General features: G+C 69.0%; 8 protein-coding genes and 1 tRNA gene. 4 read left to right on the top strand and 5 right to left on the bottom strand.

All coding sequences use genetic code 11. The features are described 5' to 3' along the window. The first annotated feature begins 35 nt into the window (after positions 1-35). Together RJ1_RS02145 and RJ1_RS02140 are read left to right on the top strand one after the other, a co-directional pair. On the top strand, positions 36-671 hold the full coding sequence (locus RJ1_RS02145) for a TetR/AcrR family transcriptional regulator (RefSeq protein ID WP_073358244.1): 636 nt from the start codon (positions 36-38) through the stop codon (positions 669-671). Between the two features lie 101 nt (positions 672-772). Next, on the top strand, positions 773-2,185 hold the full coding sequence (locus RJ1_RS02140) for a lipase family protein (RefSeq protein WP_073358243.1): 1,413 nt from the start codon (positions 773-775) through the stop codon (positions 2,183-2,185). 4 nt (positions 2,186-2,189) lie between these two features. Here the strand turns inward: RJ1_RS02140 and RJ1_RS02135 are convergent, their stop codons facing one another. After that, positions 2,190-2,396, bottom strand: coding sequence for an RNA polymerase sigma factor (locus tag RJ1_RS02135; RefSeq protein WP_073358242.1), 207 nt, complete (start codon positions 2,394-2,396; stop codon positions 2,190-2,192). Positions 2,397-2,538: 142 nt separating this feature from the next. Continuing rightward, positions 2,539-2,613: transfer RNA gene (locus RJ1_RS02130), tRNA-Thr, on the bottom strand. Between the two features lie 72 nt (positions 2,614-2,685). Between RJ1_RS02130 and RJ1_RS02125 the strand changes: the two genes are divergently transcribed. Both RJ1_RS02125 and RJ1_RS02120 read left to right on the top strand, forming a co-directional pair. Then, entirely contained in the window at positions 2,686-3,066 is a 381-nt protein-coding gene (locus tag RJ1_RS02125; protein WP_073358241.1) for a nuclear transport factor 2 family protein, read from the top strand. A gap of 1 nt (position 3,067) precedes the next feature. Continuing rightward, entirely contained in the window at positions 3,068-4,501 is a 1,434-nt protein-coding gene (locus tag RJ1_RS02120) for a threonine/serine exporter family protein (RefSeq protein WP_073358240.1), read from the top strand. Between the two features lie 102 nt (positions 4,502-4,603). Here RJ1_RS02120 and RJ1_RS02115 read toward each other — a convergent pair whose 3' ends face one another. The 3 genes from RJ1_RS02115 to RJ1_RS02105 form a co-directional block, all read right to left on the bottom strand. After that, a complete protein-coding gene (locus tag RJ1_RS02115) occupies positions 4,604-4,855 on the bottom strand; it encodes an MbtH family protein (RefSeq protein ID WP_005244517.1) in 252 nt (83 codons plus the stop codon). After that, a complete protein-coding gene (locus RJ1_RS02110; protein ID WP_073358239.1) occupies positions 4,852-6,198 on the bottom strand; it encodes a lysine N(6)-hydroxylase/L-ornithine N(5)-oxygenase family protein in 1,347 nt (448 codons plus the stop codon). Before RJ1_RS02110 ends, RJ1_RS02115 begins: the two co-directional genes overlap by 4 nt. A gap of 163 nt (positions 6,199-6,361) precedes the next feature. Continuing rightward, a complete protein-coding gene (locus tag RJ1_RS02105; protein WP_073358238.1) occupies positions 6,362-23,131 on the bottom strand; it encodes a non-ribosomal peptide synthetase in 16,770 nt (5,589 codons plus the stop codon). Positions 23,132-23,540 lie beyond the last annotated feature (409 nt).

Here is a 23,540-nt window from a genome sequence, read left to right as displayed (position 1 = left end):
GGGACCGCGCCGACCGTGACCGTAGGCTCGAGAACGTGGTCAGAGCTGAATCGAACCGGACGTACAGCGGCCAGCCGGTTGCCGAACGTCGCGTGGCCCGCCGGGCCCGGTTCCTCGAATCCGCCCTGTCGGTCTTCGCGGAGAAGTCCTACGCCCACAGTTCGATCAGCGACATCTGCGCCCACGCCGGACTGTCGCGTCGCCAGTTCTACGAGGAGTTCGGCAGCCGCGAGGAGATCCTGCTCGCTCTCTACGACACGATTCAGGACGAGGCCCGGGACGCGGTGCTCGCCGCGAACGAGGCGGCGCCCTCGCGCGATCCGCGGACCGTCGCCGGCACCGTCATGACGGCCTACATCGAATCGGTCGGCACGGACGAGCGGCGGGCGAAGATCATCTTCGTGGAGGTGGTCGGGGCAGGCCCCCGGGTCGAGCAGTACCGCCTCGAGCGCCGGCGTCAGTGGGCACAACTCTTCGAAGCGGTCACCCGCACCATCGACGGCGGCGTCGTCGACCCGCCCGAGCGGTTCGCGATGGTGTCGATCGCGTTCATCGGCGCGGTCAACGACCTCGCCCACCACTGGAGCACCGCCTCCCCCCGGCCGGCCGCGTCGATCCTGGTGGACGTCCTGAGCACGATGCTCATCGCGCTGGTCACCGACCAGTCCTGAGCCGAACTTACTCGCCAGTATTGCGATACGCATCACGCGTGATCTAGGGTCTGCTCTCAAAGTGAGACACGGACGTCTCACTTCGGGCCGGGGAGGACGACATGACCAGATCGAGGGCGCTGCGACGCCGGATACTGCTGGCGGGAGCGGTGCTGGCGAGCTGTCAGCTCGCCGTTGCCGCACCCGCGATCGGGGCTCCCGCCGACGACGGAAATTCGGTGGACGTGCAGCCCGCCCCGGTCGTTCCGGCGTGGCCCGATGCCGACCGAGCCTTCTACGAACCGCCGGCCGACGTGGTCGCGGCAGCCGAGCCGGGCGAGATCATCGCGGCCCGCGAAGTGCGCCTCGCGAACCTGTCGGTGCTTCCGGTCGACGTCGACGCGTGGCAGCTGTCGTACCGCTCCAACAATTCGCGGGACGAGCCGATCCCCGCGGTCGCGACGGTCGTCAAGCCCCGGGGCACGATCGCCGGCGTCCGCAATCTGCTCTCGCTCCAGCCTGCGGAGGACTCGCTCGGCAAGTACTGCGCCGCCTCGTACGCACTGCAGCAGTGGTCGGTGCCCGCACTGCTCACCGGTCAGATCGTGGCACCGCTGCAGTTCCTCGAGGCCCAGGCCGCACTCGCCCAGGGCTGGGCCGTCGTGATGCCGGATCACCAGGGTCCGAACGCCGCGTATGCGGCCGGTCCCCTCGCGGGCCGCATCACCCTGGACGGAATCCGTGCGGCGGAGAACTTCGATCCGCTGGGCCTGACGGGCCGGCACACTCCGGTCGGGTTGATGGGCTACTCCGGAGGCGCGATCGCGACCGGGCACGCCGCCGAACTCCACGCGAGCTACGCGCCGGACCTGAACGTCGTCGGCGCGGCCGAAGGCGGCATCCCCGCGGACCTCGGCGCCCTGGTCGATCTCGCGGACAGCAATCTCGGTGCCGGAATCGTGCTGGGGGGCGTATTCGGGGTGAGCCGGGACTACCCCGAGCTCGCGGACTATCTCGACAATCATCTGAACCCACTCGGCAAGGAGCTCCTGGCCGCCAAGAGCAACCTGTGCGTCAGCTATCAGTCGGCCCTGCTGCCGTTCGCGAATCTGAGGGGCCTGTTCGACAGCCTGAGCGGCGACCCGCTGCGCGATCCGGTGGTCGAATCGGTTCTCGACCGGACGAAGATGGGCCACCGCGTGCCGGACGTTCCGATGTTCATGTTCCAGGCGAACCCGGACTGGCTGGTGCCGGTCGGGCCGGTCGACACCCTGGTCGACACCTACTGCCAGGACCCGAACGCCCGAGTGACCTACACCCGCGACCACGCCAGCGAGCACCTGTCGCTCGAACCGATCGCCGCGGCGAGCGCACTGATGTGGCTGCGGGACCGTTTCGACGGGGTTCCGGCCGACGCCGGGTGCACCACCCACGACGTGGGGTCGATGGCTCTCGACCAGAAGACGTGGCCCGTGTGGTCGTCGATCGTCGGAAACACGCTCGCGAGCCTGCTCGGTCAGCCGATCGGCACGTGACGGGTCAGAGTCCGCCGCCGACACCGGCGAGCAGGGTGCGCGAGCCCTCGTGGAGCCGGTCCCGGACGACGTCGACGGTGGTCTTCATCGTCACCGCCACCTCGTCGCAGGACATTCCCCGGTAGTACACGAGGGCGAGCGTCTCCCTTTCGAGGGCCGGCAGCGCCTCGACCGCGTCCAGTACCGCCGACCTGCACGCATTCACTTGCATGAACCCATCGTCAATGACCGGTGGGCTCGGAGACAGGGACCCCAGGGTGACGATCGGACCACCCCAGGGGTGAGCGCGGAAACGACAGAGGGCCACCTTCCGGGAGGAAGGTGGCCCTCTGTGCGCGGTGACAAATCCGCGGTGGAGCCTCCTGTCAGGATTGAACTGACGACCGCTCGCTTACAAGGCGAGTGCTCTACCACTGAGCTAAGGAGGCGGACACGCGCGCCCATCATATCCATTGCGGGAACGTCGGCCACTTCCGCCCACATTGGATAGCGTTGAAGCCATGAGTACCTCGGAGATCGCCACTGTCCTCGCTTGGCACGACGCCCTCAACTCCGGCGACATCGACACCCTGCTGTCACTGTCGAGTGACGACATCGAAATGGGTGGGCCGAAAGGCGCCACTCAGGGTCTGCAGGCGCTCCGGGACTGGGCGTCGACGGCGGGCATCACGCTGGTTCCGAGGCGAATGTATTACTTCGACGGTGTGCTGGTGGTCGAACAGGAGGCCACGTGGACCACGGACCCGGAAGAGACGCGTATCCTGGCCTCTGCATTCCGTGTCGTCCACGATCAGGTCATCTCCACGTTCCGCCACGAGACACTCGAGTCTGCACTCTCCGCTACCGATTTGACCGAGAAAGATCTTGTCTCCGACACGTAGTATGGCCAAGCTCACAGATACCCTCCAACGTCTCACCGGCGACCGGCGCGCAACGGTCGATGCGGTCACCGCTGCACCGACACCGCTGCAGCCGATCGACCTCACCGACGACGCGGTGGTCGCCGAAGTACTCGACCTCGCCGTGCGCGTCGGTGAAGTGCTCCTCGCGTCCGGCACCGGCGCGATGGACACCGCCGAGCAGGTGCAGTTCATCGCCGCCACGTACGGCCTCGCCCAATGCGATGTGGATGTCACGTACAACTCCATCGTCTTGTCGGCGTACCGCGGGCCCACGCTCCCCCCGGCGAGCACGATGCGGATCGTCCACTACCGCTCGATGGACTTCACCCGTCTCGCGGCGGTCGACCGGCTCACGCGGCGGATCCGTCGCGAAGCCGTCACCCCCAGCGAGGCGCACGAGGCCCTGACCGCGGTCACGACGGCGCCGCACCCGTACAACCGCTGGATCGCGACGCTCGCCTGGGCGTCCATGGCCGCGTCGATCTCCGTGTTGATGGGTGGTGGCGTGCTGGTCGCGTCCGTCGCCTTCCTCACGACGATGGTGATCTACCGGGTCAACCGCGTCCTGAACCGGGTCGGACTGCCGTTCTTCTTCCAGCAGGTGGCGGGTGGTCTGGTGGCGGCCACCCCGGCGGCGACGCTCTATACGTTCCAGGATCAACTGGGTGTCGAGATCAGACCGTCGCAGATCATCTCGGCCGGTGTGGTCGTGCTGCTGTCCGGACTGTCGCTGGTCGGCTCCGTGCAGGACGCCATCACGGGGGCACCGATCACCGCGGCGGCCCGGTTCTTCGAAGTGGTCATGATGACCGGCGGCATCATCGCCGGCGTGGCCATCTCGTTGCGTCTGACCGGGGTGCTGGGTTCGACCCTGCCGCCGGTGAACGTGGAGATCACCGAACTCACGCAGCTGCCCGTCCTGGTGATGTCGGGGGCGTTCGCGTCGATGTTCTATGCGCTGGCCTGTTACGCCGAGCAGCGCGCGCTCACTGCCGCGTGGTTCGGCGGCGCCGCCGGTGCCCTCGTCTACATGGTGGCGCACCAGTTCGGTATCGGCCCCATCATCGGTTCGGCACTCGCGGCCACCGTGGTCGGGTTCGCCGGTGGTCTGATGGCCCGCCGCGCACTCACGCCGCCACTGGTCGTCGTGGTGGCCGGTATCACGCCACTGCTGCCGGGTCTGTCGCTGTACCGGGGCCTGTACGCGCTGCTGAACAACGAAGTGGTGATCGGGCTCAGCTCGTTGCTGGCCGCGTTCGGTATCGGTTGCGCTCTCGCCGCAGGTGTCACTCTCGGTGAATGGATCGCCCGGACCCTGCGGAGGCCGCGCATCCTGCGCCGCACAGACGACATCCGCCGCCCCGTTTTCAAAACGAGGCGGCGGAAGCCGGTCGAAACGCAGAAAGCGGCCTGAGGCAGTTTCAGATGACGGCCATGTCGGCCGGGAACGACCGCCGGTGTCTCACCGGACGGTCGTCCCGGCCACATCGTCGCCGAAACGCCGGGCGCCGGAGGGTCAGCTCTTGTCGACGCTGTGCCGACCGCCCGACTTCTCGTCGGCCTCCATGGCCTCACGCAGGCTCTTCGGGCGCATGTCGGTCCAGTTCTTCTCCACGTACTCGAGGCACGCGGCCCGGCTTTCCTCGCCGAAAACCACACGCCAGCCTGCCGGCACCTCAGAGAACGTGGGCCACAGTGAGTGCTGGTCCTCGTCGTTCACCAGCACGTAGAAGCGGCCTTCTTCGTCATCGAATGGATTGGTGCTCATCTCGCCTCGCTTGTCGCATACGTGTCCTGTGCGTTCACACTAGCAAGCGTGCCGTCGCGGCCACGCCTTGTTACGACAGATGTAACGATCTCTCCCGCCCGCACGGCCACATTCGACAGGAGCGACGACGTGATTCCGTGCGTTTTCTCAGTGCCGCCCTGCAGATAGATTCCCGCTGTGACGTCCGGTGAAACCGCCAATCGGTAATCGCGGCCCACTTCACGTGGTGGGTGGGTTTTCGGCGCGAGATCGCCGAGCAGAGGTTCGAGGGGCGCCGGGGTGAATCCGGTGGCCAGAATCAGTGCGTCGCAAGAGAGAGTGTCGGTGAGACCGTCCACGCCGCTGCGTACCGCCACCTCGATTCCGTCCGAAGTCTCGTCGACGGCGACGATCTCCGACGCGCGGCGCATGAAGAGGCGGCGACGTCCCCGCACCCGTTCCTGATATTCGGTCGCGTAGAGCTCGTTGATGAGTTCGATGTCGACCACCGAATAGTTAGTACTCCTATGGACATCCAGGAGTCGCAGGCGTTCGGCCTCGGGGGCGCCGTGGAGATCGTCCACCGCCTCCGGATCGAAGATGCGGTTGGCGTACGGACTGTCGTCTGCCGGGCTGTACCCGTAACGCGAGAAGACGCTGTGGACTTCGGCTTCGGGGTAGTTGGCGTGCAGGTACTGCACGATCTCGGCGGCGCTCTGCCCCGCCCCGAGGACGACGAACCGGTGGTGGACCGGGTCCGGCATCTCACCGAGCCGGAACAGGAACTGATGGTTGTGGAAGCAGCGCGCAGAGGGATTGGCCCACTCGGGGATTCGCTCCCGCAGTCCGGCCCCCATCACCACGTTGCGCGCGATCACCGCGGTGCCGTCGGCGGCGCGGACCTCGAAGCGGTCGATCACCCCGTCGTCGCCGCGAATTCCGCGTACCGTCTCCACTGCGGTGCCGTACCGCACGTCAGCGTCCACTCGACGTCCCGCCCACTGCAGGTAGTCGTGAAACTCGTGGCGCGTCGGGAAGAAGGTCTGGTGATTGACGAAGTCGACGAGGCGACCCTGATCGAAAAGGTAGTTGAAGAACGTGAATGCGCTACGCGGATTCCGGAACGTCACCAGGTCCTTGGGAAACGCGATCTGCATCGTCGCGCCGTCGAGCAGCATCCCGGGATGCCACCCGAATCGATCCTGCCTCTCGAAGAACTGCGCACTGATCCGCTCGCGTGGGGGGCACTCCGCGTTATGTTCCTCGATGGCGATGGCCAGGGCGAGGTTAGCGGGACCGAACCCGACACCCACGACATCTCGCACTGGGAGATCTGTACCGACCGTTTCCGGCGATTCACTCATAGCTCGTTGTCCGTCCTCGACGCCGCGCCGCACCCGACCCAGCCGCCGTCTCTGCCTTCGAAAAGATAGTGAAGCCTATCCTTATTTCGAGCACAGTACCAAGTACTTCCGGCTCCCGCGGCGGCGAACTCCGCCCCGGAACTGCGATCTAAATCACTCTTGATCATCGAGATCCTTCCGCCCATGCGGTGACCAGCGCGGACAACTCCGAAGCCCAGCCACGAACCTTGTCGGCGTCCAGCACGTGCGACGAGAACGAGAAGTACGCGTGGACGGGACCGTCACCGATCGGCTCGTGGAAACTCAGCGTCAGATCCGAATCCGGAATACCCACCGGCACCGGCATCAAGCCGCCCAGCGCGTCGAGATGCCCGAGCCTGGCCTGCTCATGGTGGACGAGCAGGACCTGCGGTCGAAGCACCGACGTGTCACCGACCGCCTCCACGACGTCGGCGAACGCCACGTCCTGGTTGTCCAGCGCATCGAGATTCGCCGTGCGGATACGCCGCAGCAACTCCACGGGATCGGGGTCACCGCTCGTATCCGTTCGCAACAGAACGATGTTGAAGAAGCAGCCCACCAGCGCGTCCAGCGTCGCCTCCGTGCGTCCCGCGACGAGCGATCCCAACGGAATGTCCGTGCCGGCGCCGTGCCGGGTCAACACGGTGGCGAGCGCGGCCTGCAACACCATGAACAGGCTGGTCCCGGTCTCGCTCGCGAACTTTCGGGCCGCACTGTGGAGTTCCGCGTCGATCTCGACCGGAACGATCTCCGCCGTCCGCGGCCCGCGGACGGTCGGGGCGGGCAGGTCGAGCCGGGACGGCATGCCGTCCAGGGTTTCGCGCCAGTACGCGAGCTGACGGGACCGCCTGCTGTCCGGGTCTTCGGGATCGCCGACGAGCGACTGCGACCACACGACGTAGTCGGCGTATCCGACGGGCAGCGGCTGCCAGACGGGTTCCTCGCCGTGCGAGCGGGCGGCGTACGCGCCCATCAGATCACCGAGCAGCGGCACCACCGACCACTCGTCGACCGCGATGTAGTGCATCGCGAGAAGCAACGCCTGTGTGCCGTCGGCGCCGGCGACGAGATGCACTCGCAGTGGGGCCTGCTCGGTGAGATCGAGGGGCTCCTGCGCCAAGTCGAAGACGGTGCGGTGGACGTCGCCATCCCCGACGTCGACGAGTTCGAGGGCGGGCCGCACCGCCTCCTGGGCGACGACGGCATCTCCGACCTCCACGTACACGGTCCGGAGCGGTTCGTGCCGGGAGGTGACATCGTCGAGCGCCTGCGCCAGGATCTCGGGGTCGACGGGGTCGCGAAGCTGCAGCGACAGTGCGTGACTGGCCTTCGCCTCGGCGCCGGCCGCCCGGAACTGCTTCCAGAACCGGCGTTGCGGCCCGGACAGCGGTAGCGCCTCCGGGCGCGGGTCCGCCACCGTCAGGACCGGTCTGCCGGTGGCGGCCGCCGCCGCGACGATCGCGGCGAGTCCGGCCACCGTGGAATGGTCGAACACGTCCCGGATGCCGATGTCGACGGCGAATCGCCGGCGGATGCGTCCCACCAACCGCATCGACGCCATGGAGTTGCCGCCGAGGTCGAAGAAGTTGTCGTGGATACCGACCGACGGCAGGTGCAGGATTTCGGCGAACGCGTCGGCGATCTCCTTCTGCTCCGGGGTCTGCGGAGTGCCGTCCCCGGTGAGGGCCGACCAGTCCGGCAGCGGGAGCGCCTTGCGGTCGAGTTTGCCGTTGGGAGTGAGCGGCAGATCGCCGTCCAGCACGACCACCAGCGTCGGCACCATGTAGTCGGGCAATCGGGCAGCGGCGTGTTCCCGCACGGCTTGCGGATCGACCTCCCCCGCTCCGTGACCGTCGGTTGCCGTCACATAGCCCACGATTCGGACGATGTCACCGGACCGATCCGCCACCACCGCCGACTGCTTCACTGCCGGATGGCTTCCGAGGGCCGCGATGATCTCGCCGAGTTCGATGCGGAACCCGCGGATCTTGACCTGGTCGTCGACGCGTCCGAGGAAGTCGATGTTGCCATCCGCCCGCCAGCGCGCCCGGTCGCCGGTCCGGTACATCCGGGATCCCGGTTCGCCGAAGGGGCTGGGCACGAACCGTCCCGCCGTGAGATCGGGCCGCCCGAGGTAGCCGCGGGCCAGACCGCGTCCGGCGATGTACAACTCGCCTGCCACGCCGGGCGGCACCGGCAGCAGACGGTCGTCGAGCACGTACGCCTGTTCGTTGGGGTCGGGGATGCCGATCGGGACAGCCGAATTCCATCCGGGCTGCGCCTGCCACAGGGTGTTGTTGACGGTGGCCTCGGTGAGTCCGTATGCGGCCAGCAGGTTGAGCCGTTCCGCCCAGCGGCCGATCAGTTCCGGCGGCACGGTTTCCGTGCCCACCAGCACCGTGCATCCCTCGGGGACGTCGCATCCCGACGGCAGCGCCGCCAGCAGGGACGGCGGAATGATCGCGTGCGTCACGCCGTGGCCGGCCATGAACTCGGTGAGTTCCGGTCCGGCGACCCGGGACTCGTCGGGCACGATCACCAGACGGGAACCCGTGCAGAGGGCCATGGACAGCTCGAACACCGCGACGTCGAATCCGATGGACGCGAACTGCATCACCACCGACCCCGGAACCAGCTTCATCCGCTGTTCTGCGGTGGCGACGAGACTGGGAATTCCGTCGTGAGTGAGGATCGCGCCCTTGGGCTTACCGGTGGACCCCGATGTGTAGATGACGTACGCGGCGTGGTCGAGGCCCCGCGGCGCCTGCGGCAACGGGTCGTCGTGCTCGGTCCTGAGTTCTGCGGCAACGGATGCGTCGTCGAGAAGAACACGGTCGAGCCCGTCGATCTCCGCGATGCGGGGGCTCTCCCCCACCGTGGTCACCAGCACCCGCGCCGCGGAATCGGCGAGCATGTAGGAGATGCGGTCGGAGGGATGGTTCAGGTCGAGCGGCAGGTACGCCGCCCCGAGCCTCAACACACCGAGCACGACCGCCACCATCTGCGTCGATCTCGGGACTGCCAGTCCCACCACGTCTTCGACGGTGACGCCGCGGCGATGCAGCACTGCGGCGACACGGTCGGCGCGAACGCTCAGCTCCGCATAGGTCACCTCACCGTCCTCGTCGACCACGGCGACAGCGTCGGGGGTCGCGGTGACGTGGCGCGCGAATGCCTCGTAGAACGTCTCCTCCGCCACCGGATGCGCGGTGTCGTTGAACCCGCGCACCACGAGTGCGTGCTCGTCGCCGAGGAACACGTCCAGGTCGCCAACCGCGAGGCCCGGATCGGCGGCCACCGCGTCGAGCACCGTGACGTGCCGGCGCGTGATCTTCTCCGCGGTGCCCCGGTCGAACAGGTCGGAACCGTATTCGACGCGCAGTTCCACGCGGTCCTCGTCGAGGTACTCGGTGAAGTTGAACACCAGGTCGAACTTGGCCGTCCGCTCGTCGAACGACACCGGGGCGAGGGCCGCGTCGGACGTGCGGCTGTGGTAGCCGACCATCACCTGGAACAGCGGGTTCCGGGCAAGGGTGCGCGCCGGATTCACCTTCTCCACCACGGTTTCGAACGGGACGTCCGCATGCGAGAACGCCGCCAGGTCGGTGTCGCGGACCCGCGTCAGGAGTCGATCGAACGTGGGGTTGCCCGACACGTCCGTGCGCAACACCACGGTGTTGACGAAGAAGCCGATCAGGTCGTCGAGACCCTGTTCGCTGCGGCCCGCGACCGGTGCGCCGATCGGCAGGTCGTCGCCCGCGCCGAGGCGGTGCAGCAGCGCCGCCGACGCCGCGTGCAGCACCATGAACATGCTGGTGCCCGACGTCCGCGCGAGCGAACGCAGGGCTCGGGTCGTCGCGGCGTCGAGTGTCGTCTCGACGACGCCGCCCGCGAAACTCGGCCGGGCCGGACGGGTGCGGTCGGTCGGGAGCACCAACTCTTCCGGTGCGCCGTCGAGGGTCTTCGCCCAGTAGTCGAGTTGACGGCTGACGAGACTGGCCGGGTCCTGCGGGTCGCCCAGCACGTCGCGCTGCCACAACGTGTAGTCGGCGTACTGCACCTCCAGGGGCTCCCACTCCGGCGCGGAACCCTGTGCGCGAGAGGCGTACGCCGTCATCAGGTCCCGCAGGAACGGGCGGTCGGACCATTCGTCGGTGGCGATGTGGTGCAGCACGATGGCCAGCACCTGTTCGTCCGCCACCCGGATGAGGCTCGCGCGCACCGGGATCTCCGTGGCCAGGTCGAACGGGCGGCCGACGGTCTCGGTGACGAGCCGCACCAGATCGGCCTCGGTGCCCTCCAGCACCGCGACGTCGGGGCGGACGTCGTCCAGGATCACCTGCACCGGTTCGCCGGCGTGCTCCCCGAACACGGTGCGCAGCGATTCGTGTCGCGCCACGACATCGGTCAGCGCCTGCTCGAACAACTCGGGGTCCAGCGCGTCCTGCAGTCGAAGAACGATGGGGAAGTTGTAAGCGACGGCGGAGCCCGCCCCATCCCGAACCGACGCGCCCTCCATCTGCTGCAGCAGCCACAGTCGTTGCTGCGCTGCGGAGAGCGGCAGGTGCTCGGGACGCGGCCGGGCCACCAGTATCGGACGCGTCGATCCGGTGCCGGCGCCGATGCGGGTGGCGAGTTCCGCTACGGTCGGCGCCTCGAACAGGTCGCGCATCGCGAGGTCGGCGTCGAGCGCGGCCCGCGCCCGGCTGATCAGCCTCGTGGCCAGCAGTGAATGGCCACCGAGGTCGAAGAAGTTGTCGTCGACACCCGGGGCGGGCACGCCGAGGATCTCACCGAACAACTCGCACAGTACTCGTTCGGTGTCGGTGCGCGGTTCCGTACGCGCACCGCCGGTACGGCCGAGCACGTCGTCCGCCGACGGCAGGGCGGCGACGTCGAGTTTGCCGTTCACCGTCATCGGCAGGCTGTCGACCTCGATGACCGCGGCCGGGACCATGTAGTCCGGCAGTGTTGCGCGCAGCGCCTGTGAGTACTTGTTAACGTCCCGCGGTTGATAAGTACTCACGGGGACGGCGTAGCCGACCAGTCGCTTGAATCCACCCGCACCGGAGTCGACCACGACAGCCGCCTGGCGCACGCCGTCCAGCGCTTCGAGTGCGGACGCGATCTCGCCGAGTTCCACCCGGTGCCCGCGGATCTTCACCTGATCGTCGGTGCGGCCCAGGAAGTCGAGATTCGCTATGACATTCCCCCTCGCTCCGCTCGACCGGTCCTCGCGACGGCGGACGAGATCGCCCGTCCGATACATACGTACGGATTCCCGGAACGGATCGGCGACGAACCGCTCTGCGGTGAGCGCGAACCGGTCGAGGTAACCGCGCGCCAACCCGACCCCGGAGATGTACAGCTCACCGGGAACGCCGTCGGGCACCGGTCGCAACCAGGGGTCCAGCACATAGGCGGACGTGTTCCAGATCGGTGTGCCGACGGTCGGCGCCGAACTGTCCTCGGTGCCGGCACCGAGGGTGTTGATCGTGTACTCGGTGGGACCGTAGAGGTTGTATCCGCACGTTCCGTCCGTGTCGCGCAACCGGTTCCACACCGAGTCGGACACGGCCTCACCGCCGAGGAGTACGAGCGGCGGCCGGTGCCGGCCCGGACCGTCGTCGAGCAGACCCTCCTCGATCAGGTGCTGCGCATAGGTCGGTGTCACGTTGACGACGTCGATCCGGTGCGTGTCGCAGTACGCCACGAGCGCCTCGGCGTCACGCCGGAGGTTCTCGTCGCAGATGTGGACCTCGTGACCTTCCACCAGCCACAGCAATTCCTCCCACGACATGTCGAAGGCGAACGACACGGTGTGGGCGATGCGGAGTCGCCGGCCCCCGGCCGCACTGACAACCGGCTCGAAGATCGCCTCACGGTGGTTGAACTGCATGTTGGTCAGGCCTCGGTACGGGGTGACGACGCCCTTCGGCCTGCCGGTGGACCCGGACGTGTAGATGACGTACGCCGGATGGTCCAGGCGCCCCGGGGTTCCGGGCGCGAATCCGCCGAGTTCCGCCTCGGACAGCGGGCCGGACGCGACCGACTCCACGTCGAAGGTGTCGACAGCCAGCGTGTCGACCGTGGCGGCGGCGAGAGTGCCCGCGACCTCGGACGTGGTGACCAGGGTCGCCGGGCGTGCGTCGTTCAGCATCCCGACGAGCCGCTCGGCCGGGTGGTCCAGTTCGAGCGGCAGATACGCGGATCCGGTGCGCAGGACGGCGAACAGCGCCACCACCATCTCCACCGACCGCGGCAGCGCGAGCGCGACGATCCGTTCCGGGCCCGCGCCGTGCGCGAGGAGGAGCCGGGCCATCCGGTTCACGTCGGCGTCGAGTTCGGCGTAGCTCACGGTGCGGTCGCCGAACACCAGCGCCGTCTCCTCGGGCCGGATGCGGGCCGCGTCGGCGAACAGGTCGGCGATGGTCGCGTCGGGCAGCGGCAGCGCCGGGGCAGGCAACGGTGCTGCGGCACCGGCGATTCCGCCCACCACACCCGACAGGTCGGTGGACCATTGCTCGAGCACGGTCAGGTACCGCGACAGCATGCGCTCGACCCGCAACTCCGACACCTGTTCGGGGTGGAATTCGAACTTCACCTTCACGCTCGCGCCCGGTGTCACGACGACGGTGACCGGGTAGTGCGTGTGGTCGATGCTGTCGCCGCCGCTGATGTCGTGGGCGGCGTTGAGCGCCGACACCTGCTTCTCGTCGACGAAGTTCTGCAGCACGTACAGCACGTCGAACAGCTGGCGGTGCTCGGAGACCCGCTGGATGGACGCCAGTCCGAGGTAGTCGTACGGGGTGAGTGCCAGTCGCTCGGACTGGGTGCGCCGCAGCAGGTCGGCGACCGACTCGTCCGGGCGCAGCGTCGTCCGGACGGGGACGGTGTTGAGGAACATGCCGGCCACCGCGTCGATGCCCGGGACCTCCGGTGGGCGTCCGGCGACGGTGGTGCCGAACATGAGGTCCTGCCGTCCCGTCTCGATCCCGAGCACGACGGCGAGCGCGGCGTTCAGCACCGCGTTGAACGTGACACCGGCACCGCGGGCGCCGGCGCGCAGTCGCTCGCTCAGTTCCTCGGACAGCACGGCGTCACGGCGCTGCGGTGGCTGCGGCTCCCCCGGCACCGACGCGGCGAGCAGGGTCGGTTCGTCGAGACCGCGGAGCGCCTCGGTCCACGCGAACTGTGCGGCGTCCGCATCCTGCGCGGCCAGCCACCGCAGATAGTCCTCGAACGTGCCCTCGGGGGCACCGAATCCGGAGTCGTCGCCGCCCGATTCGTAGAGGGCGAGCAACTGGCTCACGACGAGCCCGTTGGACCATCCGTCCCACAGCAGGAACTGCCGATTGATCACCAGCCGGTCGTGGGAGTCGCCGAGCCGCAGGACCATGGCCCGCCACAGCGGCGGGGACGTCAGGTCGAACGGTGTCAGCCGGTCCTGCGCCGTCAATTGCTCGGCGTAGGAACCTCGTTCGGATTCGTCGAGTTCCCGCAGGTCGAACTCGGTGATCGGGACGTCCGGTCCGGCGCCGAAGAACTGGACGGGCGCGGGCAGGCCTTCACTGACGAATCCCGCTCGCAGGGTGGGGTTGCGCCGCTGCAGAGCACGCAGCGCGGCGGCGAGCCGTTCGGTGTCGAGGCGGTGCGCGAAGTCGAGCGAGAACTGTGCCGTGTAGATGTCGGGGCCGGCGTCGAACCCGGCCTGGAAGTACAGCCCCTCCTGCAGCGGCGACAGCGGCAGCACCGTGTCGACACCAGTCGGGCTCGCCTGAACGATCCGGTCGATCTCCTCCTGCGTCAACGTGACGAGAGGCAGGTCGGACGGGGTGAGCATCGCCGGACCGTCGTGTTCTGCGGCGGCGTCGACGAGCTCACGAAGGGCGGTCACCCAGCCGTCGCTCAACGCGATGGTGTCGGCCTCGGTGAGGTCGGGCTCCGACCAGGCGAACACCGCCTGCAGTTCGGTGCCCTCCGCGGACTCCTCGCACAGGGCGTTGATCACCAGCCGGTAGGGGCCACCGAGATCGGCGTCGGGATCGGTGGCCAGCGAATCGGATTCGGCGGCCGGTGTCCACGCGCCGGGCTGTGCGTGCGGCATGCGGCCCAGGTAGTTGAACAGCACCTGCGACTCCGAGCGCGCCGCCAGAAGACCCGCGGTGCGGGCGTTGACGTACCGCAGCATGCCGTAGCCGATGCCGCCGTCGGGCGCGCCGCGCAGCTGTTCCTTGACGTCCCGGAGCGTCTCGAGTGGGCCCCCGCGGCTGCGCAGCCGGACAGGGGTGACGTTGGTGAGCCAGCCGATCGTGCGGGACAGATCCAGGCCCTCGGCGAGTTCTTCGCGGCCGTGCCGCTCGAGATCCACCAGCAGGTCGTGGTCGCGGCCACGTGCGGCGAGCCACCGGTCGGTCGCGAGCCGCAGCGCGGCCAGCAGCACGTCGGTGACGTCGGCGCGGACCACTCCGGGAACGGTGGTCAGCAGGGCCGTCGTGAGTTGCGGATCGAGCCGCACGGTCCGCCGTGCACCGCTGCTCACCACTGCGTGCCCGTCGCTGCCGGGCACCAGGTCGGCACCGGGTTCGGTGACGCGCACCCAGTGGTCGAGTTCGGCGAGGCGGGCGGGTTCCTGCGCCTGCTCGAACACGATGCGGGCAAATCCGCGCAGCGACGTGGCTACCGGGTCGAGGGCCGCGCTCTGGCCGCTGTCGGCGGCCACCCAGGCCATGGCGAGGTCTTCGATCAGGGTCCGCCACGACACTCCGTCGATCACCAGGTGGTGCGCGACGAGGAGCAGCCTGCCCAGCTCCTGCGGGCCGGCGTCGAACCACACGGCCGACAGCATGGTCCCGGCGTCGGGGTCGAGCCGGTCGGTGGCGGCGTCGGATTCTGCTGCCACCGCCTCGCGCAGCGCGGCGGTGTCGAGTCCGGTGACGTCGACACGATGCACGGGCAGTTCCGCGGAGTCGGTGATCTCGAGCGACCACACGCCCGGTGCGTGCCGGGTGAGCTTCTGCCGCAGGCCGTCGTGGTGGTCGATCACCGAGTGCAGGGCCGCCGTGAGGACGGCGGTGCTGGTGCCCGCCGGTGCGTGCAGGAGAGCGGACTGGTTGAAACGGCTCGTTCCGCCGCTCCACTCCGAGAGCCGATGGACAACGGGAAGAGGCAGCAGGACGCCGGTGCCCGCGTCGTCCATTCGCGGGGCCGCGGCGACCGCTGTCGTCGCCGCCAGCCGGGCGAGTGCGGACGGGGTCCGCTGTTCGAAGATCTGCCGCGGGGTGATCGTGATCCCGTCTCGGCGAGCGAGATTCACCAGGCGGATGGCGAGGATGCTGTCGCCGCCGAGCGCGAAGAAGTCATCGTCGGCTCCGACGGTCCCGAGTCCGAGGACCTCGGCGTAGTGCCCGGCCAGCACTGCCACCGGTCCGCCCTCGACTACCGGCGCGGAGGTCACCTGCGCGACGAAGTCCGGTGCGGGAAGGGCTTTGCGGTTCAGCTTGCCGCTGGGACCGAGCGGAAACTCGTCCAGCGTCACGAACGCGACCGGCACCATGAATTCCGGCAGTGCCGCGGTCAGGCGCGCACGGACGTCGTCCGGGTCGGCGTCGCCGACGACGTATCCGACCAGTTGCTGCTGACCGGGCCGATCCGCGCGGACGACGGCGGCAGCCTGCCGCACGCCGGGGCAGGCGGCCATCTGGGCTTCGATCTCGCCCAGCTCGATGCGGAACCCGCGCAACTTCACCTGGTCGTCGACCCGGCCGAGGTACTCGACCGCGCCGTCCGCGTTCACCCGGGCGACGTCGCCGGTGCGGTACATGCGGGACCCGACGAGGGAGAACGGGTCGGCGACGAACCGCTCGGCGCTCAGACCGGGTCGGCCCAGGTACCCGCGCGCCAGCTGCGGCCCCGACAGGTACAGCTCACCGGCGGCACCCGGCGGCACCGGTTGCAGGTACCGATCGAGCACGTAGAGACCGGTGTTCGACGTCGGCAGGCCGATCGGCACGGACGCGGCCGCGGTGATTCCCTGAACGGACGCGGCGTAGCTGACGTCCACCGACGCCTCGGTGGGGCCGTAGAGGTTGTCGAGTTCCACGCCGGGCAGGAGTTCGGCGACGCGCCGCGCGGACGCCACGGGAAGCGCCTCGCCGCTGCACGAGATGATCCGGAGCCCGGTGCACCGGGCCGCGGCGGGTTCGGCGAGGAAGACCTCAAGCATCGAGGGCACGAAATGCACGCGCGTGATCGACTGCCGGACGATGACGTCGGCGAGGTACGCCGGGTCCTTGTGGCCGTCGGGTCGCGCGAGCACCAGGGTCGCCCCGGCGAGGAGCGGTCCGAAGAACTCCAGCACGGACACGTCGAAACTGGACGGCGTCTTCTGGAACACGGTGTCCGAAGGGGTGATCGGACGGAACCGCTGCACCCACAGCAGACGGTTGACGATGCCGGCGTGCGGCACGACGACGCCCTTGGGCCGCCCCGTCGAACCGGACGTGTAGATCACGTACGCGGGGTGCTGCGGCGCGAGCGCGACGCCGGCGAGTGGCTCGGACGAGAACTCGGCCGCGTCCGACACCCGGACCTGCGGAACGTCGGAACCGGCGAAGGTCACGGTGCCGTCGGTGAGAACACAGACCGGCTGCGCGTCGTCGACCATGTACGCCAGCCGGTCGGCGGGGTAACCGGTGTCGAGCGGAACGTACGCGCCGCCCGCCTTCCCGACCGCGAGGAGCGCGACCATCAGATCCAGCGAACGGGGCAGCGCCACCGCGACCTTCGACTCCGGTGCCACCCCGCGGTCGACGAGCAACCGGGCGAGGCGGTTGGCCCGCGCATGCAGTTCCGCGTACGTGAGGTGATCGTCCTCGAACACGACCGCCACCGCGTCGGGTGTCCGCACTGCCTGTTCCTCGAGCAAAGCCGTGACCGTCGTCTCGGGGAATTCCACCTGCGCGTCGCGCAATGCCGCGTCGATCGGCTCCCGCGACGCCAGCGCCACGGCAGACACGTTCTGGTCGGCGTCGCGGGTCAGCTCCGCGAGATACGCCACGGTCGACTCGGCGAACCGGGCCGCCGTTGCCGCGTCGATGCGGGCGGCGTCGTACTTGAGCTCGAGGGTCAGCGCGTCACCCGGCACGACGATCAGCGTCAGCGGGTACGGCGGGTGCTCGTCGAAGCGGATGTCGGTCACCTGCACCGCACCGGTGGGATCGGCGACGGCGCCGTCGCCGAGCGGGTAGTTCTCGAACACGACCAGCGTCTCGAACAGGTTCTGCAGACCGGCTTCCCGGCGCAGCTCGGGCAGCCCGAGGTACTGGTGGTCGAGCAGGATCGACTGCTCGTGCTGCCACCGCGCGAGGGTGCCGGCCACCGTGTCGGTGGGCCGGAACCGCAGCCGGGTGGGAACGGTGTTGATGAACAGGCCCACCATCGTCTCGATGCCGGGCAGATCGCCACCACGGCCCGACACCGTCGAACCGAACAGCACGTCCTCCCGGCCGGTGAGGCGGCCGAGGACCAGACCCCACGTGCCGTGCACGAGAGTGCTGAGCGTCAAGCCGCGCGCCCGGCCGACCGCGGTGAGCGCGGCCGTGGCGTCCGGCGGCAGCGCCGCCCGCACACTGCGGATCCCCGACTCGCCCTTCGACGCGGGCTGCGGAAGTTCCACCGGCTCGGGTGCATCGGCGAGCGCCTCCCGCCACACGGCGATCGACGCTTCCCGGTCCCGCGCGCGCAGCCAGTCGAGGTAGTTGCGGTACGGCGTGGGTGTGGGCAGTGTCGGCGGCGTTTCCTCGACGCTGTACAGGGCCATCAGCTCACGCAGCATCACCGGCACCGACCATCCGTCGGCGACGAGGTGGTGAATCGACTGCAGCAGAAGGAACTTCTGCGGCACATCCCCCGTCGATTCGCTCGCTCCGGCCACCCGGGCGAGCGTGTAGCGCAGCAGTGGGGCGCGGTCGAAGTCGAAGCCCCGGGCCCGGTCGGCCGTCAGCACCTCGTCGATTCGCCGGGCCGGATCCGGAATTCCGGTGAGGTCCAGCACCTCCATCGGCACCGGGACGTTGTCGCGGACCACCTGCACGACCCGGCCGTCCGACACGGCCTGCACTCCGACGCGCAGGGCCGCGTGCCGGTCGACGACCGTCTGCAGTCCGCGGTGGAGCACCGCCGCGTCGACAGGCCCGGTCAGTTCGATCACCTGCTGCACCACGTACGGGTCCGCACCGGTGTCGTCGAACGCCGACTGGAAGTAGATGCCTTCCTGCAGCGGAGTCAACGGAAGCACGTCGGCCGGTTCCGCCAACGCGTCGACGTCCGACTGCGTCAGAGACACCAGCGGGAAGTCCGACGGCGTGTGACCGCCGAGACGGTCCAGCCCGGCCAGCACCCGCAGCGCCGCGGTCCACTCTTCGGCAAGCGATTCGACGGCGTCACGAGCGAGCGCACCGGGCGCCCAGGTCACCGTCGTGCGCAGCACGGGACCGTCGGGGCCGTCCTCGGCGATCACGTCGAACACGAGGGCATGGCCGAGCGGCATCCGCGGGTCGTCGGCGCCGCCCATGGCTCGGGGCAGCCAGTCCACACCCTCCCCGGACGCCACCCGTCCGAGGTAGTTGAACAGCACCTGCGGCGTGGGTGCGTGTGCGAGTTCCGGCTTCGGGCCACCGAGGTAGCGCAGCGCTCCGTAGCCGAACCCGGAATTCGGGACGCGTCGCAACTGTTCCTTCACGGTCTTCAGCGCGGTGGCCATGTCCGCCTCGTCGGCCGCGGCCCCGGGGTCGAGCACCACCGGGTAGACGGTGGTGAACCAGCCGACGGTCCGGGAGAGGTCAACGGCGGGTCCGTCGGCGCGGCGCACGAGTTCTTCCTCGCGTCCGTGGCCCTCGAGATCGAGGAGCACCGGGCCCGCCCCTGCGCCTCGCCACCTCTGCAAGGCCACGGCGACACCGGTGAGGAGCGCGTCGTTGACGTGACCGTGAAACGCCGCGGGCACCGTGGAGAGCAGCGGCCGGGTGAACTCCGGGGGCAATGTCACGGTGAGGGTTTCGGCGTCGCCGGCGAGGTCGGCCGCCGGGTCGAGCGCGCGCGAGCCGAGGAGCGGGTCGGGGGTGGACGTCACGCCCGACCAGAAGGGCAGCTCGTCGTCGAAGGCACCCGCACGGGCGTGCTCGTCCAGCAGCTCGGCCCACCGGCGCAGCGACGTGCCGACCGGAGCGAGCGTGGGGGCGGCGCCGTCGATCACGGACGTTCCGGCGCGGGCGAGATCCTCGAGGACGACCCGCCAGGACACGCCGTCGACCACCAGGTGATGTCCGATCAGCAGCAACCGGCCGGACCCCTCGGTCGCCGAGAACAGCACGGCCTGCACCATCGTGCCGGTGTCCGGGTCGAGTCGTCCGACCGCCGCACGCGTCTCGGTGTCGAGTTGTTCTGCGCTGCCGTCGCATTCGACGACCCGCAGGATTCCGTCGAGGGAGGCGGGCGACGGTTCGGGAACGGACAGCGTCCAGTGTTCGCCGCGGACGAGCGTCGCACGCAGGGCGTCGTGCCGTTCGAGCACCGCTGCCAGGGCGGCACGCGCGGCACCCTCGTCGAGGTCGGCCGGGGTCTGCACGAGCACCGACTGGTGGAACGCGGCGATCTCGCCGCCCCTCTCGGCGGTGCGGGCGAGGATCGGGGTGCTGCGGACGTCGCCGACGGCGACGTCGTGCGCATCCACCGCGGCCGCGGTCCGGCCGTCCTGGACGCGGGCCAGTGCCTCGGCGGTGCGGAGCTGGAAGATCTCCCGGGGACTGATCGAGAGACCCTCCCGTCGAGCGTGGTTCACCAACTGGATAGCGACGATGCTGTCGCCGCCCAACGCGAAGAAGTCGTCTGTGACACCCACCGAGTCCACACCGAGGACGGCGGCCATCAGCGCGCACAGCTTTTCCTCGGCCGCGGTGCGCGGCGCGACGTTCTCCCCCGCCGCGCCGAGGTCGGGCTCGGGCAGGGCCCGGCGATCCAACTTTCCGTTCGGTGTGAGCGGGAACCGGTCGAGGATCACGAACGCCGACGGCACCATGTATTCCGGGAGCTTCGACGACGCCCACACCCGCAGCTCGCCGACATCCGGAACCGAATCCTGTTTCGCCACCACATAGGCGGCGAGATACTTGGCACCCGAGGGTGTTTCCCGCACGACCACGGCACTGTGCCGGATGTCGGGATGCGACACGATGCCCGCCTCGACGTCCTCGAGCTCGAGTCGCATTCCCCGGATCTTCACCTGATTGTCGGCGCGGCCGAGGAAGTCGAGGGAGCCGTCGACCGCCCACCGGGCCAGGTCGCCGGTCCGGTACAGCCGGGAGCCGTCGGTCGCGAAGGGGTTGGCGACGAAACGGGACGCCGTCAGCCCCGGCGCCTTCACGTAGCCGCGGCCGAGCAGGAATCCGCCGGCGTACAGTTCGCCGCCGGCGCCGAGCGGCACCGGGTTCAGGTGCTCGTCCAGCACATACAGCTGCGTATTGGGGTTCGGGCGTCCGATCGACGTCGCGATCCGTGCGGCGTCCTCCCGGTAGATCACGTGCGACACACCGATCGTCGCCTCCGCCGGGCCGTACCCGTGATACAGCGTCGTGGCGAGCTGCGTCCGGAACCGTTCGAACAGTCCGGGAGTGAGAACCTCACCGCCGCACCACACGTGCGTCAACGCCCCGAGCAGGTCGGTGCCCCGCGACAGGTCGAGCAGCACGTCCAGCATCGACGACACCAGGTACACGAACGTCACCGACTCGCGGGCGATCAGGTCGAGGAGGTACTGCGGATCCCGTTCCCCGCCTGGCTCGGCCACCACCAGACGACCACCCGACACCAGCGGCAGCAGAATCTCGTTGACGGAGATGTCGAACGACAGCGGCGCCTTGAACAGCGACGCGTCCTCGGCCCCGAATCCCAGGATCTCGTCGCGCTGCCACAGCAGTCGTGCGCAGACGGCCTCGTGGCGGATCATGGCGCCCTTGGGGCGTCCCGTCGAACCCGACGTGAAGATGACATACGCCAGCCGCGCACCCTGCACGGCCACCGCGGGCGGTCGGGTGGGCTCCTCGGCGTACGCCCACGCACCGAGGTCGACGGGCACGGCCCGCTCCCCCGCGTCCGACACCCCGCCGGGGCCGGTGAGGACCAGCGACGCCCCGGCATCCGCGAGCACCGACGACCGTCGGTCCTCCGGCCACGAGGGGTCGAGGGGCACGAACGCGCCCCCCGCACTCATGACGGCGAGCAGTCCGATCACCATCTCCGCGGAGCGCGGAAGACCGATCGCCACCACTGTCTCCGCCGCGACACCGCGGGCGCGCAGGTGATGGGACAGCTGCGCCACCCGTCCCCCGAGTTCCCGGTAGGTGAGCCGGATCTCGCCGGAGATCAGCGCCTCGGCGTCCGGAGTCCGTGTGACCTGGTCGTGGAACAGGTCGGGCACGGTCACCGACTCCGGCGGGGCCGCAGTGTCGTTGAACTCCACCAGCAACTGTCTGCGCTCGGCCTCGGTCATCGGATCGAGCGACGCGATGGGCAGCGACGGGTCTGCGACGAACTGCCCGACGAAGTGCTCGAGCCGGCGGCGGTGCTCCTCGAGTTCGGCGTCGAGACCGGCCGGCGCGCGGAGATCGATCTGGATGGGCTCCGAATCCTGCCCGCCGCGGATCGAGAAATCGAGGTCGCGGACCGGTCCGGTGGCCGAACCCCGCACCCACGCCGGGAACCCGCCGAAGGTCAGCGAGTGCTCGAACATCATGGAATTGATTCCGGGGCCGAAGATCTGACGGTCCGGGTCGATCGACCGCAGGTCGCGCGCGAGGTCCTCGCCGCGGTAGCGACCGTGCCGCAGCACCGAGATCAGCGTCGTGTCGATGCGGGTGGCGAGCTCACCCACCGTCATGTCGGGATCCACCTGCACGCGCAGGGGCAGGATCGTCGAGCACATTCCGGGGATGCGGCGCAGTTCACGTCCGACCCGCGCCGTCATCGGCAGCGACACGGTGAGGTCGCGCCGGCCGGTGATCCGGTGGAGGTACGCCACGACCGCGGCCAGTGGCAGTCGGGTGCGCCTGATCCCGGCGTCGGAGGCGAAGTCGTAGAGCGCATCGGCGTCGACACCGTCGATCTCGACGAGAGCGGAGATGGGCGAACCGGAATGGTCGATCACCTGCGGCAGCAGCCGCGGCGGTTCCGGCGCGTCGACGACCTGCCGGATCCAGAATTCGCGGTCGGATGCGAAGCGCGCGGACGCCCGGTAGTCGCGATCGGACGCCACGAGCGTGTCGAGCGGCCACGCCGCCGCGGAGGTCTCGAGTTCCGGGTGTTCGTATCGGTCGACGACATCGGCCACGAGCAGGGTGATGGCGTAACCGTCGATGAGGCTGTGGTGGTAGCGCTGATACCAGATCACCGACTCGTCGCCGGTGCGCAGCAAGGCGTGCCGGAACAGCGGCTCGTCGCCCTCGAGGTCGACGACGGTCTGCATGTCGTGGTCCATCCACGCGCGTGCGGTCGCGTCAGGATCCTCGTCGCCGCGCAGGTCCACGATGCCGAGGGTCCACGCGTCGGGTGCGATCGGGGCCTGGACCAGGTGGTTGTCGGCGCCGCATTCGAAACGCACGTGCAGCGCTTCGGCCCGTTCGACGGTCTTCCGGATCGCCGCGGCCGCCCTATCCAGGTCGATCCGGCCCGCGACCTCGACGACGAGGGACAGGTTGTACACCGGGCTGCCCGGGTTCAACTGCTGCCCGACCCACACCTCGGACTGCGCGGCCGTCAGTGGTAGCGCGACACGCGTCGAAGTGGTGAAAGCCGAGGAAGGAGCGCCCTCAGCCGAGGTGGCCTGAGGGCGAGCAGCCGCCGAGTGGTCCGGAGACATGGGGGATCCGATCGTCCGTCGAGAGTGCCCGTCCAACGACGGGCACCCGAGGAGTTTAGGTTAGGCTACCCACCAGCAACAACCCGGTTGCCAGCAACTTCACAGGTGCGAGTTATCACAGCGGCAATTCGAGTTCAACGTCCCCGAACGCGTGTCCCTCGCATCGTGGAGCGCATTTGCCGCGTAGAACCGGTCCCGAAGCGGCCTTGGAGCACGTAAACATACCGCGCGTCGGTGAGGACGTCGGACCCCTCACCACACCGTTTTCGGGCGGCAGACGCCCAGCAACCAAGGGCGTGTCTCCCAATCCCTCTCGGATGCACCTGGCGAAACAATCGTCGTCCGGCAAGGCGGAGGAGAAGCCGATACCGCTGTTGTATCGGCGCCGACGACAACGCAGCAGGGCGGC

Source organism: Rhodococcus jostii NBRC 16295, from assembly GCF_001894825.1.
In the GTDB taxonomy this organism is placed as follows: Bacteria; Actinomycetota; Actinomycetes; order Mycobacteriales; family Mycobacteriaceae; genus Rhodococcus_F; species Rhodococcus_F jostii.
Note: the sequence above shows the minus strand (reverse complement) of the source record. Positions and strands in the feature narration are given on the sequence as shown.

Coding starts and splice junctions, on each gene's coding strand:
- RJ1_RS02135 (WP_073358242.1), bottom strand. CDS start 2,396: ATGCAAGTGAATGCGTGCAGGTCGGCGGTACTGGACGCGGTCGAGGCG.
- RJ1_RS02120 (WP_073358240.1), top strand. CDS start 3,068: ATGGCCAAGCTCACAGATACCCTCCAACGTCTCACCGGCGACCGGCGC.
- RJ1_RS02140 (WP_073358243.1), top strand. CDS start 773: ATGACCAGATCGAGGGCGCTGCGACGCCGGATACTGCTGGCGGGAGCG.
- RJ1_RS02110 (WP_073358239.1), bottom strand. CDS start 6,198: ATGAGTGAATCGCCGGAAACGGTCGGTACAGATCTCCCAGTGCGAGAT.
- RJ1_RS02105 (WP_073358238.1), bottom strand. CDS start 23,131: ATGTCTCCGGACCACTCGGCGGCTGCTCGCCCTCAGGCCACCTCGGCT.
- RJ1_RS02125 (WP_073358241.1), top strand. CDS start 2,686: ATGAGTACCTCGGAGATCGCCACTGTCCTCGCTTGGCACGACGCCCTC.
- RJ1_RS02115 (WP_005244517.1), bottom strand. CDS start 4,855: ATGAGCACCAATCCATTCGATGACGAAGAAGGCCGCTTCTACGTGCTG.